Origin of the sequence: Fischerella sp., from assembly GCF_013388695.1 — a bacterium.
GTDB lineage: Bacteria > Cyanobacteriota > Cyanobacteriia > Cyanobacteriales > Nostocaceae > PCC9605.
The window spans coordinates 1-14440 of the sequence record NZ_JACAEU010000157.1; the positions used below are offsets into that span (position 1 = coordinate 1).

Genomic DNA, 14440 nt, shown 5'->3' on the forward strand with positions numbered 1-14440 from the left:
ACGCACTGCTATGGATAACAATTATATGGTTCAGGTTCTCAATTGTTTTTTCATTAGCAACACTTTAGATTCTTCTGATTCCTTGTGTCAAGCCTGATTGAGATGCTCTTACCCTGGCTGTACTTGTAGTTGTAAAGGTCGTATTTTACTTTGCACAATATCCCAAATAATCTCATCTTCCACTTGAAAATAGGTATGAGCAAGAATATCTCGTAAACCAGCAATCTTACGCCACTCTATTTCAGGATAACGAGTACGTATATCTTGGGGAAAATTTTTCACAGCTTCCCCAATTACTAAAAGGTTAAAAATTACAGCATCAAAAGTACGTTCATCTGCAACAAACTCTTCAAAAGTCATACCTTGGGTGTAATGCAGTATTTTCGTACAACTCGAAACAATATCTTCTAAATACAACTTGAGATTACGTGACATAGATTGCTTCTTGCTCTACAGTTTCACGAATTTGTGGCTTCAGAGCTTTCCAAGTCACCAAATCTACGCGAGTTCCCAACTGATCTTCTAAATATAATTTCACGTCCATGTAGCGGTCAAAGGTTATCGGTGGCTCGAAATCAACCAAAATATCTACATCGCTATTGCATTGAGCTTCATCTCTAGCCACAGAACCAAACAAAGCTAGGGAATGAACACCTAAACCTCTCAAATTAGTCTTCAGATTTCTTAGAGTAGCAATTACTTTATCTCGTTGCATATAATTGACCAAGAGTTTTCAGCTTGGCATAAAAATTAATATTATCACATCATCCGATCGGGGCAAGAAGGGGTAAAGTTAACCTACCTTCTACCCTGAATCGAATATGCAAATTAAATGTGCTTTAGATGACAAATGCTATTAGCAATTAGCTATTGACTGTTCGCTTGCAAAATCTCCTCATCTACAGAAAAATCTATTTCTGCCTTATCTCGCTCTGACACCAAATAATCATTCTCGAATGAGTCTTTTAACCCCGAAATTAAATCATACTCGGGCTGCCAATCTAATTCTGTTATGGCTTTATTCACTGAGGCAAAGAAGTGCTGTGTCCGCAGGGGAAAAGCTTTGCGCTTGCCGAAATCAAACTTTTTCGGGTCGTAATGGACGATTTTGATTTCGTCAGGAGATTTGCCAGCAGCAACAGCGCACGCACGGGCTAAACCATCAAAAGTGACAAAGCGATCGCCAGAGACGTTGTAAATTTGCCTTAGCGCTTTAGAATTGCCCAAAACTTTGGTCATAGCCCTGGCCAAATCTTTGACATGTCCTAGCTGGGTAATATGTAACCCATTGCCAGGAATGGGAATAGGGCGATCGCGCACAATTCGGTCAAAAAACCAAGCTTCCAAGTCGTTGTAGTTTTGGGGCCCGTAGATGTATGTGGGACGAATAGAGGTAAAGGGTATTTTTTGTTGTGTCAAGTAAGCTTCTGTTTCATATTTACCCCGGTGGCGACTTTTCGGATCGATGGCATCGCCTTCGGTATGAGGCATTTGGTCTGATTTCAGATACACGCCAGCAGAACTCATGTAGATAAAATTTTGCACGCGGTCTTGAAAAATTTCTGCTAGTGGTTGAGTATCAGTAAGTTCTCGCCCGTTATTGTCAAAAATGGCATCAAAATTTTCTTTAGACAGTTTTTCTTTGAGTTGGGTGGCGTCAGTGCGATCGCCCGTAATTTGTCCTACGCCCCCAACTGGTGCCGGACGATTGCCACGATTGAAAAGTACCACCTCATGTCCTTGCTGCACTAGCAGTTGAGTGAGGTAGACGCCAATAAATCGAGTGCCACCCATAATTAAAATTCGCATAAATCCCCAATTTTATGTCAGTTGCATTAGAGACTGGGTACTGGGGATTAGGGATTAGGGACTGGGGATTAGGGATTAGGGATTAGGAACCTAGTACCCAATCACCAATCACCAATCACCAATCACCAATCACCAATCACCAATTTGAGATTATCAGCTGGCGGTATCTGTGGAACCTCTTTTGAGAGGATTGCGTCTTTTCTTAGGATATGGGGCATTTCCCATTTTTTTAATACAAAGGGAAACTTTTCAGTTAACCTCATAAGTCTGCTAAGTGTTTTCTACCTATCTAATTAAAGTTAGCTGTGCCCTTGAAATATGCTTTAGTGCATGAGTGGCTGACACCTAAAGCCACAGGCGGTTCAGAACTAGTAGTGCGGGAAATTCTGAACCATGTTGATGCGGACTTATACGCCCTCATCGATTTTGAATCTAGCAACCCGGAGAGTTATTTATACAAGCGTCAAATTGGCACGACGTTTCTTCAGCATTTCCCCTTTGCCCGCAGAGGTATACAAAAGTACTTGCCTTTTTTACCTTTAGCAATTGAACAACTCGATTTGCGGGCGTATGACATAATTCTCTCTTCATCCCATGCTGTTGCTAAAGGGATTCTCACTACTCCTGAACAGTTGCATATTTGCTACTGCCACAGTCCCATGCGCTATGCCTGGGACTTAACGTTTGACTATCTGCGCGCCAGCAAGTTGGGAAGTGGTTTACCTGGGTGGGCAACTCGATATTTATTACACAGTTTGCGTTCGTGGGATGTATTGAGTGCCAATCGTGTTGATTACTTTATTGCCAATTCCCAGCATACAGCTCGGCGAATTTGGCGCTGTTATCGACGCAAAGCAACTGTTATCTATCCCCCTGTTAATATCGAGAGTTTTCCTTTTTTGGCTGACAAAGAGGATTTTTATCTAACTGTTTCCCGGTTGGTTAGTTACAAACAAGTATCTTTAATCGTCAGGGCTTTTAACCAAATGCAAAAAAAATTAGTAGTAATTGGTACAGGTTCAGAAATGAAAAAAATTCGTGAAATGGCAAACTCTAATATACAAATATTGGGGTGGCAACCTGATGAGGTTGTAAAAAAATATATGGCTCATGCTAAAGGTTTCGTGTATGCAGCTTGTGAAGATTTTGGCATTGCCTTAGTAGAAGCACAAGCTTGTGGCACGCCAGTGATTGCTTATGGTGCTGGTGGTGCCAAAGAAACGGTGCGGGATATTCGCACGTGGGGAGAAACTGGAACGGGTATATTGTTTGAGGAACAAACAGAGGCGGCTTTAATAGAAGCCACAGAAACGTTTGAAACCTACAGAGGTAAGTTTAATCCCGAGTATGCGCGATCGCACGCCGCTCAGTTTCAAGCGCCAGTTTTCGCTCAGTGTTACCTAGAATTTTTACACAAGTGCATTGAAAAAAAATTTCAAAAGTCCGTGTAAGTTCTTTTTTTGCGTAGGCTTTTGGAAAATTGCTCCCAGAAGCACCTGCGTTTGGCTTTAAGATTGGGACTATGTGTGGTGTGGATTATTAAGGAGTATGATGACTGCCCAGAGCTCACTCCTCTCCGGCAAGCGATCGCGTAGTGCATCCAGGACAGGGCGCTCTTTTTCTGATAGTGCCTCTGTGACTGAAGCACGTTTACAACCCGGTGAAGCTAGGTTGACGTGGATCGGGCGATCGCGTACATTCCTAAAACGCGGTCAATCCAGAAAGACGACTCCCAGGTTTAAACCCAGAGGTTTGTCTTTTCAGGCTTTAAACGGAGAGTTTGCCAAGCGACTGTTTGATATTGTCTTTTCGCTCTCTGTACTAATTTTGTTTTCCCCCGTCTACTTAATTTTGGCCTCTCTAATTGCTTTAAGCTCAGAAGGCCCAATTTTTTATATCCAGGAACGGGTAGGTAAAAACTACAGGCCTTTTAATTGCATTAAATTCCGCACGATGGTGACTAATGCTGACGAAATACTCATGCAAATGATGGATACATCACCTGAGATGCGGCACGAGTTTGAAAGCAATTTTAAGCTCAAGCATGACCCCCGGATTACAAGAATTGGTAAATTTTTGAGAATTACTAGTTTGGACGAATTTCCTCAGTTCTGGAACGTCCTGAAAGGGGACATGAGTGTTGTTGGGCCGCGACCTTTGGTAACGGAAGAACTACCTAAATATGGTTGTCACATCGATCAGATTTTGACGATTCGACCTGGCATAACTGGTTTGTGGCAGGTCTCTGGACGCAATGACATTCCTTACCCTAGGCGAGTGCAAATTGACCTGCATTATGTAAAATTCAGGAATTTTTGGCTCGATTTATGGATAGTTTTGAAAACGATTCGTGTGGTCATTATGCCCAAAGATAACGGAGCTTACTGAAAAAGTACAAAACGCTGATGTACCGGGGCAGTTAATGCCCCAAAATTTTTCAAAAGCAAGGAAGAAGGAAGGAGGAAATCTAGTTATGCTCTTTGAAAAAATATAGCCAAATCTACCCAAAAATCAAATTAATTTATTATTGGTAATTTATAATTTATAACTAACACCAATTAAAAAAATGATTGCGATAGATGGATTGACAGAACCCCGACAGAGACAGTCATTCCCAATCCAAAATCTATAGATGCGCCTTCTTCGGCTTCCCGCAGGGTAATCTAAAATCCAAAATGGTATAACCTAATGTTTTTCTTCATTCATTATTCACAAAATCCACGAGTAATATAAATTTTTAGTAAAAATTTTAAAAGTGTCTAGATGAAATCAATACACTTTCCTGTTTTGACTACGAGGTAACTCGTAAAAATATTTTAGAATCAGCGTATTTACTGAGGTAAACTAGCTGAGGCCAAGTGAAATTAGTAGGTTTCCCATTGGGCAATTGAGCAAATACTTGCTAGGTTGTACCAGGTCGCCTGTATAAATAATCATCAGAAACGACAAGGGATTATTGAGCATGACGCAACAAAAGCGAGCGTTGATTACTGGTATTACCGGTCAAGATGGTTCCTATTTGAGTGAGTTTTTACTCGAACAAGGTTATGAGGTTCATGGCATTATTCGCCGGACTTCCACCTTCAACACAGACCGCATCGATCACATTTATGAAGACCCTCACAAAGAGGGAGTGCGGCTGTTTCTTCACTACGGCGACTTGACGGACGGTACCACACTGCGCCGCATTTTAGAAGAAATCCAGCCAACAGAAATTTACAACCTAGGCGCTCAATCCCATGTGAGGGTAAGCTTTGATGCACCAGAATACACGGTTGATGCAGTTGGAATGGGAACGCTGCGTTTATTGGAAGCAATCCGCGACTATCAGCGTCGTACCGGCGTTCAAGTGCGTTTCTACCAAGCTGGCTCTTCAGAAATGTTTGGTTTGGTACAAGAAGTGCCCCAAAAGGAAACTACGCCGTTTTACCCCCGCAGCCCCTATGCCTGCGCTAAGGTTTATGCTCACTGGCAAACAGTAAACTATCGAGAGTCTTACGGTTTGTTTGCCTGCAATGGCATACTTTTTAACCACGAATCTCCCCGACGGGGTGAAACATTTGTCACGCGCAAGATTACAATGGCAGTAGCCCGCATTTTTGCTGGCAGACAGAAAAAATTGTATATGGGTAATCTAGACGCTAAGCGAGATTGGGGTTACGCCAAAGATTACGTCAGGGCAATGTGGATGATGTTGCAACAAGATGAGCCTGACGACTATGTGATTGCCACCAATGAAACTCATTCAGTGCGAGAGTTTCTGGAACTGGCATTTGGTTATGTAAATCTCAATTGGCAAGATTATGTAGAATTTGACTCACGCTATCTCCGCCCAGCAGAAGTAGATTTGCTAATAGGTGATTCTACAAAAGCACGGCAAAAGTTGGGTTGGAAACCCTCGGTAACATTTCCAGAACTAGTTGCCCTGATGGTGGAAGCAGACTTACAAGCCTTGGGACTAACTTCTCCTAATGGAACAGTGGCAAATGTAATTAAGGATAATGCCATGATTAGGCAAGAAGTAGGCGTGTTGCACCTGTGAATAAGAACCACGAGGACAAAAGATGAACGCCTTAGAACTAAAGAATAAACGGATTCTCGTCACTGGAGGCTCTGGTTTTCTGGGACGGCAGGTAGTAGACCAGTTGTGTAAAGCTGGAGCGAGTTTAGAGAAAATCACAGTACCGCGATCGCGTGATTGCGATCTGCGCTTGATGGAAAATTGTCAGCGTGCAGCTGACCAACAAGACATTATCATCCATCTAGCTGCACACGTTGGCGGTATTGGTCTCAACCGCGAAAAACCCGCCGAATTGTTTTACGACAACTTGATGATGGGAACCCAGCTAATTCACGCTGCCTATCAAGCTGGGGTAAAGAAATTCGTCTGTGTTGGTACTATCTGCGCCTATCCCAAATTTACTCCAGTGCCATTCAAAGAAGATGACCTGTGGAATGGCTACCCAGAAGAAACCAACGCCCCCTACGGCGTGGCAAAAAAAGCCTTGTTAGTACAGCTACAAGCTTACCGCCAGCAGTACGGCTTTAATGGCATTTATCTTTTGCCAGTGAATTTGTACGGCCCAGAAGATAACTTTGACCCCAGAAGTTCCCACGTGATTCCGGCGCTAATTCGCAAAGTTCACGAGGCACAAATCAAGGGAGAAAAGAAAATTCCTGTTTGGGGTGATGGCAGTCCTACCCGCGAGTTTCTCTATTCAGAAGATGCAGCGCGGGGGATTGTCATGGGTACTCAGTTCTACAATGACTCGGAACCAGTGAACTTGGGAACTGGTTACGAAATCTCCATCCGCGATTTGATTAATCTAATTTGTGAATTGATGGAGTACGAGGGTGAAATTGTTTGGGAAACCGACAAACCCAACGGTCAACCCCGCCGTTGTTTGGATACCGAAAGGGCAAAACAAGCTTTTGGTTTTACTGCCCAGGTGGACTTTAAACAAGGGCTGAAGAATACGATTGACTGGTGGCGTCAGAACGCTGCTTAAGTTTAGTCCAAGTTGAATTAGGCATAATAGAACCACAAAGACACCAAGACATAAAGAAGTGTTTCCTTGGTGTCTTCGTGCCTTGGTGGTTTATTTTTGATGATTAGATGGAAAAAATACAACTACGCCGATCGCTTTTGAAAAAACGTCAATCTATGTCAGTTGAAGCATGGAAACAAAAGAGCGATCGCATTTGCACGCACATTCTCACCTCACCACTGTTTACCGAGGCAAAAACAGTACTTGCTTATTTCAGCTTTCGTCAAGAACCCGATTTGAGTCCCTTGTTTGGGGATAAGACGGGCGGGCAAGATGCCCACCTCACAAAAATATGGGGGCTACCTCGCTGCGTTGGTAACTCTCTGTATTGGCATATTTGGACACTTAATGATTCAGTACAAATTGGGACTTACGGCATTACGGAACCCCATCCCAACGCCCCAACTATAGATCCCGATCAAGTGGATTTAATTCTCGTACCTTGTGTTGCTTGTGGTCATCAAGGATACCGCTTGGGTTACGGTGGGGGATATTACGATCGCTTGCTGGCTGCACCTGAGTGGGCAACAAAACCTACTATTGGCATTGTTTTTGATTTTGCCTATTTGCCTGAATTACCTATTGAACCTTGGGATAAACCTTTAGGTGCTGTTTGTACAGAAACTGGAATAAACTACCCTAGCCTGCCTGACGGCTTCAGACGTAAATTATGAATTTTTCAAAGCGCAACTCACAACTTCATATTCTGGGAACCTATGGACTATTAGGGGCGATCGCATTAGTAACCCTTTTCCCCCTACTTTGGCTAATTAGTACAGCATTAAAATCTCAAACGGAAAATATCTTTCAGTCGCCGCCGCAGTTATTGCCAAGTCAACCTACTTTGGAAAATTTTGTCAATGTTTGGCAAACCAACCCCTTTGGACAGTATTTATTCAACAGTACTCTTGTAGCGGTGCTGACTGTTGGCTTAAATTTACTGTTTTGCGCTTTGGCTGCTTATCCTCTAGCAAGACTGTCCTTTCCAGGAAGAGACTGGATTTTTATTGCGATCGTTTCCACAATCATGATTCCCTTCCAGATTGTGATGATTCCACTGTACATTTTGACAGTCCAGTTGGGTTTAAGAAATACTTATTTAGGAATGATTTTTCCGAGCTTAGCTTCTGCCTTTGGCATTTTTCTATTACGACAAGCTTTTATGAGTGTTCCCAAAGAAATGGAAGAAGCAGCACGGATGGATGGTTGTTCAGAACTAGGCTTGTGGTGGAATATCATGTTACCAGCAATTCGTCCTGCGCTGGTTACTCTGGCAATTTTTGTTTTTATCGGTTCCTGGAGTGACTTTCTTTGGCCTTTAATTGTCATCCAAAACGAGAATTTATATACCCTGCCTTTGGGAGTTGCCAAACTAGCGGGTACGTTCTCTCTTGATTGGCGCTTAGTAGCTGCTGGATCGGTAATATCTATTGTTCCTGTACTGATATTATTTTTATTTTTACAACGCTATATAGTACCGACAGAAACTGGAAGTGGTGTGAAAGGATAGAAAATTAAAAATTAAAAATTAATGGAGATGCATCCTGACAAATGGAAGTGAAGACAGCAGAAAAATTTTAGTAGGCTCCACGTTTTGTCAGTACCACCAAGATAGTTTTGAAAATCAGACTAAGATCGTAGGCTATTGACCATTTGCGTTGATAGTCAATATCCATATCGACGATATTTTCAAAGTCTTTGATGCTAGAACGACCATTTACTTGCCATTCTCCTGTCATACCTGGTTTAACTCGCAGTCTTTGCCAGTGATGTGCTTGGTAATGCATTACTTCATCAGGAGTAGGCGGACGAGTACCAACTAAGCTCATCTCTCCGCGTAGAACGTTCCAAAACTGAGGTAATTCATCTAAACTAGTGCGGCGTAAAATTTTACCTACGCGAGTAATACGAGGGTCTTCAGTGCATTTAAAGATATGACCTGTAGCTTCGTTTTTCACTAAATGCTTGAGTTTATCTGCACCGACAATCATAGAACGGAATTTCCACATCCTAAAGGGTTTTCCGTTCAAACCACAGCGAATTTGGCAATAAAATATCGGGCCGGGATTGTCAATTAGAGTAGCAATTGATACAGGAATTGTCACTACGGCTGTAACTAACAGCCCAACAACAGCTCCTAGAATGTCAATTACTCTTTTTGTAATACTTTTAACAGACCGATGTAGAGGTTGGGGTGAAAAATTTATCGAATTGAAATTCTTCTGGAAATGCGAGTAATCAGTATTAGTGGGTGCTAAGCTGGAAATAAATTCAAACACGGCTTCTCTCGGTTTTTACTTAGATTAATGGTTTATAGTGTAAATATAAACAACCACTTTTTACACCGAGAAGCCCAAAATATCAAGTTTATACAATCTTTTTATTAGGTATGGAAAATTTAAAATTCTGATATTGCTTGCGGAGAAGGTCTAGAGGCTAGTGTAAAAATACTTCTATTTTCTTTGTGTCTTTGTGCCTTTGTGGTGAAAAAATAAATTTTATTAACCACCAAGACACTAAGACACCAAGTAAAATCACAGGCAAATTGGACTTTTTTAACCCACCTTGACAGGACTAGTTCCTAGTCTCTACTTAATGCACAACTCCTAAGACGAAATTAACTGTATAAGGTTCCTCCAGAGATTGTTGAGTACTAGCTTTAATGAGATCGAGATAACGACGCAGAGACTGTAATTGTGGGGGATTAGGGCGATAGGTGAGACTCCCTTGTTTTTCAAACAGTGGTGTGTTGGCGATCGCCTTGTAGTCAAAATTTTCTCTGGAGGTGAGATTAAGCCAGGAAGAATCTGTACCGTTAGGCATCAAACCAGCAGGCAGTTCACCTTCTAAGAAAGCCAGCAGGCGTTGCTGACAACTGCGGGTATTGATACCACGAGCCTCGAATAACTGGATAATTTCATTGAAAGATAAAGCTCGGTCTGGTATTAATCGCAGTAATTCTGTGAACAAGAAATAATCAGTGTACTGTTGCCTAGGCACTTCTAATACCTGGGGATGTAAGGGCAGCATTGCTAAACCGTATGCGACTCGACTGCAACAGGGAGTACCATTTTCACCCAAATACAAATCTTGAATAATCTTGGCGTTGGGGAGTTTTTGCCGCAGCCAACGAGAAACTGCTCCTAAGCTGGCTGTACCGCCAGTTAGGATGGCTTGATTAATGGCTTCTGTGGGTATGCCTTTGGCAACCAACAGCTTGTTAAGTTCGCGATTGAGGCGACGCACAAATGGCACAAACACATGACTTTCTAAATCTCGCCGCTGCAAGAGCCAGCGTTGGTCTGCCAATTCCAGTGTAAAAGATTCTTGGTGTTGCAAAATCAACTTCAGGGCTACTGCTGCATCTAAAATTGCTTTGCCGAGAGAAGAACTTTCTAGCCGCTGCTGCAAGTAAATGCGATCGCTCGTATCTGGTTCTCCTGGCCGAGGTAAAGTTAAATTTTCCAACCCTAAACTAGAAAAGCTCATCCGTTCTATACCTGGAATGGCTGGTTGCCATTGCCGGGAATTGTCGTTGTTACTATTTTCCTGGGTGGGATTGTGGGGTTGTCGCCATTTCGTTGGCAATAGCAGCTGGCAAATAATGTCTTGCTCGATTCCTTTGCCAGCATAAGCAAAACTGTGCAGCATGAAATCGCTGTGAGTCAATTCGTCCAGATTTTCTGGCAAATCAACTAGTGCCATTTCCGTTGCTACTGCGCCAATATTAATCACAAGAGTGCTACCAATAAGCGGATGGTCGCTGGTTTTAGCAGTTTGAGTATCTTGTCTACTGCCAAATTGGATAATTTCGCCACTAGCACCATCGAGTTCACTAAGCAGACTGGCGATCGCTTCTTCGACAAAAAATACTTGTTGGGGATGCTGGATGATTTTGCTCACTAGCAAAGCTTCTCGGACATTGAAACGATACTGTTCCGACCAGTTAGAGGGACAGGTGCAAATTACTCCAGCCAAATTATCGATAGCGCTGTGGAAGCTTTGTTGGTTTAAACCAACCGCCGCCGCAGTTAAACCTAGAGTGGTGCTACTGCGATCGGACTTTAACGTTAGAAGCAATTTCGAGAGCGATCGCACAACCCAAACCAAAGGAACCGCAGCCACTTCATTGAATTGCAATACAGGTTCCCATTTTTGCCGTTCATTTCTATAAGGAAGGGCAATTTGTAGATAAGGCTTTAACTGCGCCGAGAAAAGATTTGGGGTAGTACTAGTACCTTGTTCCTGTGCTTCTGTTGTTTCTGTTTCCGATTGCTGAGTAGCAGTTGGTGGTAAATAAACCTCTGCTGGTAAACGAAACGTTTGCGTTCTAGAAGTTGCTTGAGGTTGATTTTCTGCGAACCAGTAGAGAGGAAATATCTCTGTTGTGGAGCGATTTAATAGAGTCGCAGAAATTCCCGTTGTGCCCAAATCAATACCAAGATACCAAACCGAGTCTCGAATCTGACGCTCAATTTCTGTATCAATTACAAAATTGCTATCGGAAGGCACAGCAACTTCGTAAGAGTCTGTTGTGGCTTCCTTTTTTTTTTCAGTTTCAGCTAATTGTGGGTTAGATAAATTAGTGGGAAGCTTATTCTCAACTGCTTCTTGCTGTTCTAAATCAGTAGCAGATTGCAAATACGAATAGACCTGCTCATCAAAGCTAGCCAAATCCCGCTCCAATTGCTGCAACAGTTCTTCATTCAAAGAAATCTCGGGTATAGCTACATTTTGATTTTCTGCTTGTAACAGTAAATTTTCCTGTGACGAAGCCGGAATAAATTGCTCTGAAGACTCATTCAAATTCTGATTGTTAATTGTTGCTGCTTCTGTTTCAGGTTGGTCTGGTGTCGTGCTTGCTGAATTTTCCGCAAATGCTACTTCAGATAACTGCTCGCTAGTGCTGACATCAATCGACAATTCAGTCAGAAGTGCGATCGTATCAGCAGTAGGCGGTTGTTCAACAGGAAGAGACTCTGTATTTTCTACAAATGTGATTTTGTTCCATAAATCTAATAATTGCTCTCTCACAGATCGAGATGCAGCTTGTGTATTCTCTGGGTTAGAGTTGCTCACTTCTAAAAGACCAGCGTCTGGTTCGTCAAACCAGGGATCGGTCATAGCGACACCAGAATCAGTTGTTTGCACTTCGTTTGTTGAGGGTGCAGGCGTAATATTGGTGGTATTCAACTCGTATGAGGAGGCCGCATCCACAGATAATTCGTCTGTGACATCGGGGATTTCAAAATCGATTTCTTGCAGGAAAAGCTCTAATTCTTTTTGTGGATTTGCTACGGTTTGAGCATCTACAGATAATTCATTTGTTAGCTCTGGAACTTCAAAATTAATTTCTTGGGGAACAAACTCTGATTCTTGTTCTTGATTAGTTGTAGTTTGAGCATCCACAGATAATTCATCTATAACATCTGGAATTTCAAAATCGATTTCTTGGAGAACAAATTCTGATTCTTGTTCTTGATTAGTTGTAGTTTGAGCATCCACAGATAGTTCATCTGTTATATCTGGATTTGCAAACTCAATTTCTTGGAGAACAAATTCTGATTCTTGTTCTTGATTAGTTGTAGTTTGATCATCCACAGATAGTTCATCTGTGACATCTGGATTTGCAAACTCAATTTCTTGGAGAACAAATTCTGATTCTTGTTCTTGATTAGTTGTAGTTTGATCATCCACAGATAGTTCATCTGTGACATCTGGAACTTGAATATTTTCTTCTTGGGGAGTAATCTCAGAGTTAGCGGCAATTAAATTGTCAATTCCAAACAAACTAGCATAAAGTTGATCTACTTCATCACGAATAGATACAGAACTATCTTGGTGTAATTGGTCTGTGGTGCTATCAATAGCTGTGTCTGAAGAGTTTTGCGTATCTTGATTGAGTTGCAAAAGTACTGCTTCGATATCCGCTGTTGTGGAAGTATCTTCGCTGAGTTGAGCATCAGTTTCTTGAGGATTATTGGTAAGTGAATCTGATGTATCAACTGGTGTAGATTTTAATAATTCATCTGTTAACTGATTTCTGGTATTGCCTGATTGTAAAGTTTTTTGCTCAGAGGGAAGCGCTTCTTTTTGAATGTCAATGGTAAATGGTTCTTGAGAAGCAATTTGTAACTGTACATTATTGATCAAGTTCGTCAATAACTGTTCCCCTTGCAAGCCCTTGCTATACATTCTTGCTAGGGCTTGGGATAAAGACTCGTGATATGTATGAATATTGCGCTGTAGTGCTTCAAACACTACATTTACAGTTCCATCGAGTGCGAGTAAACGTCGATCCAACTCGCTAGCAAGGCTTGTTAACCGTTCCAGTTGTTGCTGTGGTTCTAACAAAGGTGAAGCAGAAGCAATTTCTGGATTGCCCTTGTTATGTATTATGGAAGAACTACCAATACCAAGTGGAAGTAACTGCTGCGGTGAATTCGGCAATGTTTCCGGCATCTGAAACTGAAAATTGCCATGTAGGCGATTTGTTAACACCTGCAAAAAATCTGCTATGATTTTTTCCTGGTTTGCTAACTGCTGTGCTAACGAGTAATTTTGCAGTCGCCTTTGCTCGAGTTCCCTAATTTCCTGTACAAGATTTGCCCGTTCTTCCAACAACGTTCGTAATTCTGCTTGGAGTGGAGCCAGTAATACCGACAGTGCGAGCGTATCAGGTTGGTTAATACTACCTTGTTCTGAGTAGGTTTGATTTTGCTCTAACAAAAAGGAATTATTTTGATCTGCGAACCTCGATAACAAAGATGATGGCTGCGATTGTAGCTGTTGCTGGTTTTCTGTGCTGCCTATTTGCGCCTCCAGAAAGTTACGAATTTTTTCTAAAACCTTTCGTGGCTGTTCTCTCTCACTAGAGAGAAACCGAGAGAGGCGCTTGTTAGTCAATAAACTGTCAATGTCTGCAATTAGTGTTTGAATTTCAGTTGTGCGGGAAGTCACGTTGATCTACCTTAATTAACTAGAACTGTACGTCTGGTGGTGTGCCAATTACTTAATAACTACTGCCATTATGTTATGCATCAGGTGAGCGTCCACCAGAAGTGAGCGATGGTTGGATTGCGCTCCAATCTGATTTGCCTCTAAGTAAAGCTTGCAAGGACTCACGAAGTTAATCGAGCGTCCGAGACGCTTCGCGATCGCACCGAGTTGTAAAAGATAAAGATTAGTTATCCAAAAATAATTCTGTAATTTTCTAAAAGAAAACATTTTACAACGAGCTGTTCAAGTCTGTAACGTTCTATAGTTACTCTGACTGAAAACAGCCAAGAATCATAACTTAGCAAAAATTAATAAGCTTGAGTATCATTGATATGGTTTGCCTATATTATCTAAATAACTATCGTTGCAGTACGCCCAAAATCAAAATTCAGTAGGCTAAATACTGCATCTTTATGCAAAACTTTTACCTAGTTTGAACTTATAGGTAAAGATAGTTGAGAACAAAACCTCTTGTCACTTGATTGTGTAGCAGAGTTTAGCTTGATCTTGCAAAGGGCTGGTGCTTTGAAAGCTGATGCTCAAAGTGGCGCTTTTGTTTGTTGTGTAGATTGCAGCGTTTATCA

At 41.9% G+C, this 14440-nt stretch carries 12 protein-coding genes; 6 read left to right on the forward strand and 6 right to left on the reverse strand.

Annotated elements, in window-relative coordinates; genetic code table 11:
- Nucleotides 1-108 precede the first annotated feature (108 nt).
- The 3 genes from HXY43_RS21560 to HXY43_RS21570 form a co-directional block, all read right to left on the reverse strand.
- Nucleotides 109-435, reverse strand: coding sequence for a DUF86 domain-containing protein (locus HXY43_RS21560; protein WP_290887538.1), 327 nt, complete (start codon nt 433-435; stop codon nt 109-111).
- Entirely contained in the window at nt 425-715 is a 291-nt protein-coding gene (locus tag HXY43_RS21565) for a nucleotidyltransferase family protein (RefSeq protein WP_290887541.1), read from the reverse strand. Before HXY43_RS21565 ends, HXY43_RS21560 begins: the two co-directional genes overlap by 11 nt.
- 152 nt (nt 716-867) lie before the next feature.
- On the reverse strand, nt 868-1809 hold the full coding sequence (locus tag HXY43_RS21570) for an NAD-dependent epimerase/dehydratase family protein (protein ID WP_290887544.1): 942 nt from the start codon (nt 1807-1809) through the stop codon (nt 868-870).
- 305 nt (nt 1810-2114) lie between these two features.
- On the opposite strand from HXY43_RS21570, the gene HXY43_RS21575 reads away from it, so the two are divergent.
- The 6 genes from HXY43_RS21575 to HXY43_RS21600 all read left to right on the forward strand — a co-directional run bounded on the left by HXY43_RS21575 (nt 2115) and on the right by HXY43_RS21600 (nt 8367).
- A complete protein-coding gene (locus tag HXY43_RS21575) occupies nt 2115-3260 on the forward strand; it encodes a glycosyltransferase (RefSeq protein WP_026735808.1) in 1146 nt (381 codons plus the stop codon).
- Between the two features lie 100 nt (nt 3261-3360).
- Nucleotides 3361-4197 (forward strand): sugar transferase, encoded by an 837-nt coding sequence (locus HXY43_RS21580; protein ID WP_290887633.1) that lies wholly within the window; start codon nt 3361-3363, stop codon nt 4195-4197.
- Nucleotides 4198-4771: 574 nt separating this feature from the next.
- Nucleotides 4772-5851 (forward strand): GDP-mannose 4,6-dehydratase, encoded by a 1080-nt coding sequence (gmd, locus tag HXY43_RS21585; protein WP_290887549.1) that lies wholly within the window; start codon nt 4772-4774, stop codon nt 5849-5851.
- 22 nt (nt 5852-5873) lie between these two features.
- Complete coding sequence (locus HXY43_RS21590) at nt 5874-6818, forward strand: GDP-L-fucose synthase (RefSeq protein ID WP_290887552.1); 945 nt, start codon at nt 5874-5876, stop codon at nt 6816-6818.
- A 107-nt stretch (nt 6819-6925) separates the two neighbouring features.
- Complete coding sequence (locus tag HXY43_RS21595) at nt 6926-7531, forward strand: 5-formyltetrahydrofolate cyclo-ligase (protein WP_290887555.1); 606 nt, start codon at nt 6926-6928, stop codon at nt 7529-7531.
- Entirely contained in the window at nt 7528-8367 is an 840-nt protein-coding gene (locus HXY43_RS21600) for a carbohydrate ABC transporter permease (RefSeq protein ID WP_290887558.1), read from the forward strand. The genes HXY43_RS21595 and HXY43_RS21600 overlap by 4 nt, the downstream gene beginning before the upstream one ends.
- 67 nt (nt 8368-8434) lie before the next feature.
- Here HXY43_RS21600 and HXY43_RS21605 read toward each other — a convergent pair whose 3' ends face one another.
- The 3 genes from HXY43_RS21605 to HXY43_RS21615 all read right to left on the reverse strand — a co-directional run bounded on the left by HXY43_RS21605 (nt 8435) and on the right by HXY43_RS21615 (nt 14084).
- Nucleotides 8435-9064 (reverse strand): sugar transferase, encoded by a 630-nt coding sequence (locus tag HXY43_RS21605; protein WP_290887635.1) that lies wholly within the window; start codon nt 9062-9064, stop codon nt 8435-8437.
- A gap of 385 nt (nt 9065-9449) precedes the next feature.
- The gene (locus tag HXY43_RS21610) at nt 9450-13817 is read right to left on the reverse strand and encodes a hypothetical protein (protein WP_290887561.1); all 4368 of its coding nucleotides are present in this window, start codon (nt 13815-13817) and stop codon (nt 9450-9452) included.
- Between the two features lie 48 nt (nt 13818-13865).
- Entirely contained in the window at nt 13866-14084 is a 219-nt protein-coding gene (locus HXY43_RS21615; protein WP_290887564.1) for a hypothetical protein, read from the reverse strand.
- Nucleotides 14085-14440: the final 356 nt, after the last annotated feature.

What these genes read in the sequence shown, in the direction of transcription:
- HXY43_RS21590 (WP_290887552.1), top strand. Translation starts at nt 5,874, where the DNA reads ATGAACGCCTTAGAACTAAAGAATAAACGGATTCTCGTCACTGGAGGC.
- HXY43_RS21565 (WP_290887541.1), bottom strand. Translation starts at nt 715, where the DNA reads ATGCAACGAGATAAAGTAATTGCTACTCTAAGAAATCTGAAGACTAAT.
- HXY43_RS21600 (WP_290887558.1), top strand. Translation starts at nt 7,528, where the DNA reads ATGAATTTTTCAAAGCGCAACTCACAACTTCATATTCTGGGAACCTAT.
- HXY43_RS21615 (WP_290887564.1), bottom strand. Translation starts at nt 14,084, where the DNA reads ATGTTTTCTTTTAGAAAATTACAGAATTATTTTTGGATAACTAATCTT.
- HXY43_RS21580 (WP_290887633.1), top strand. Translation starts at nt 3,361, where the DNA reads ATGACTGCCCAGAGCTCACTCCTCTCCGGCAAGCGATCGCGTAGTGCA.
- HXY43_RS21570 (WP_290887544.1), bottom strand. Translation starts at nt 1,809, where the DNA reads ATGCGAATTTTAATTATGGGTGGCACTCGATTTATTGGCGTCTACCTC.
- HXY43_RS21560 (WP_290887538.1), bottom strand. Translation starts at nt 435, where the DNA reads ATGTCACGTAATCTCAAGTTGTATTTAGAAGATATTGTTTCGAGTTGT.
- gmd (WP_290887549.1), top strand. Translation starts at nt 4,772, where the DNA reads ATGACGCAACAAAAGCGAGCGTTGATTACTGGTATTACCGGTCAAGAT.
- HXY43_RS21595 (WP_290887555.1), top strand. Translation starts at nt 6,926, where the DNA reads ATGGAAAAAATACAACTACGCCGATCGCTTTTGAAAAAACGTCAATCT.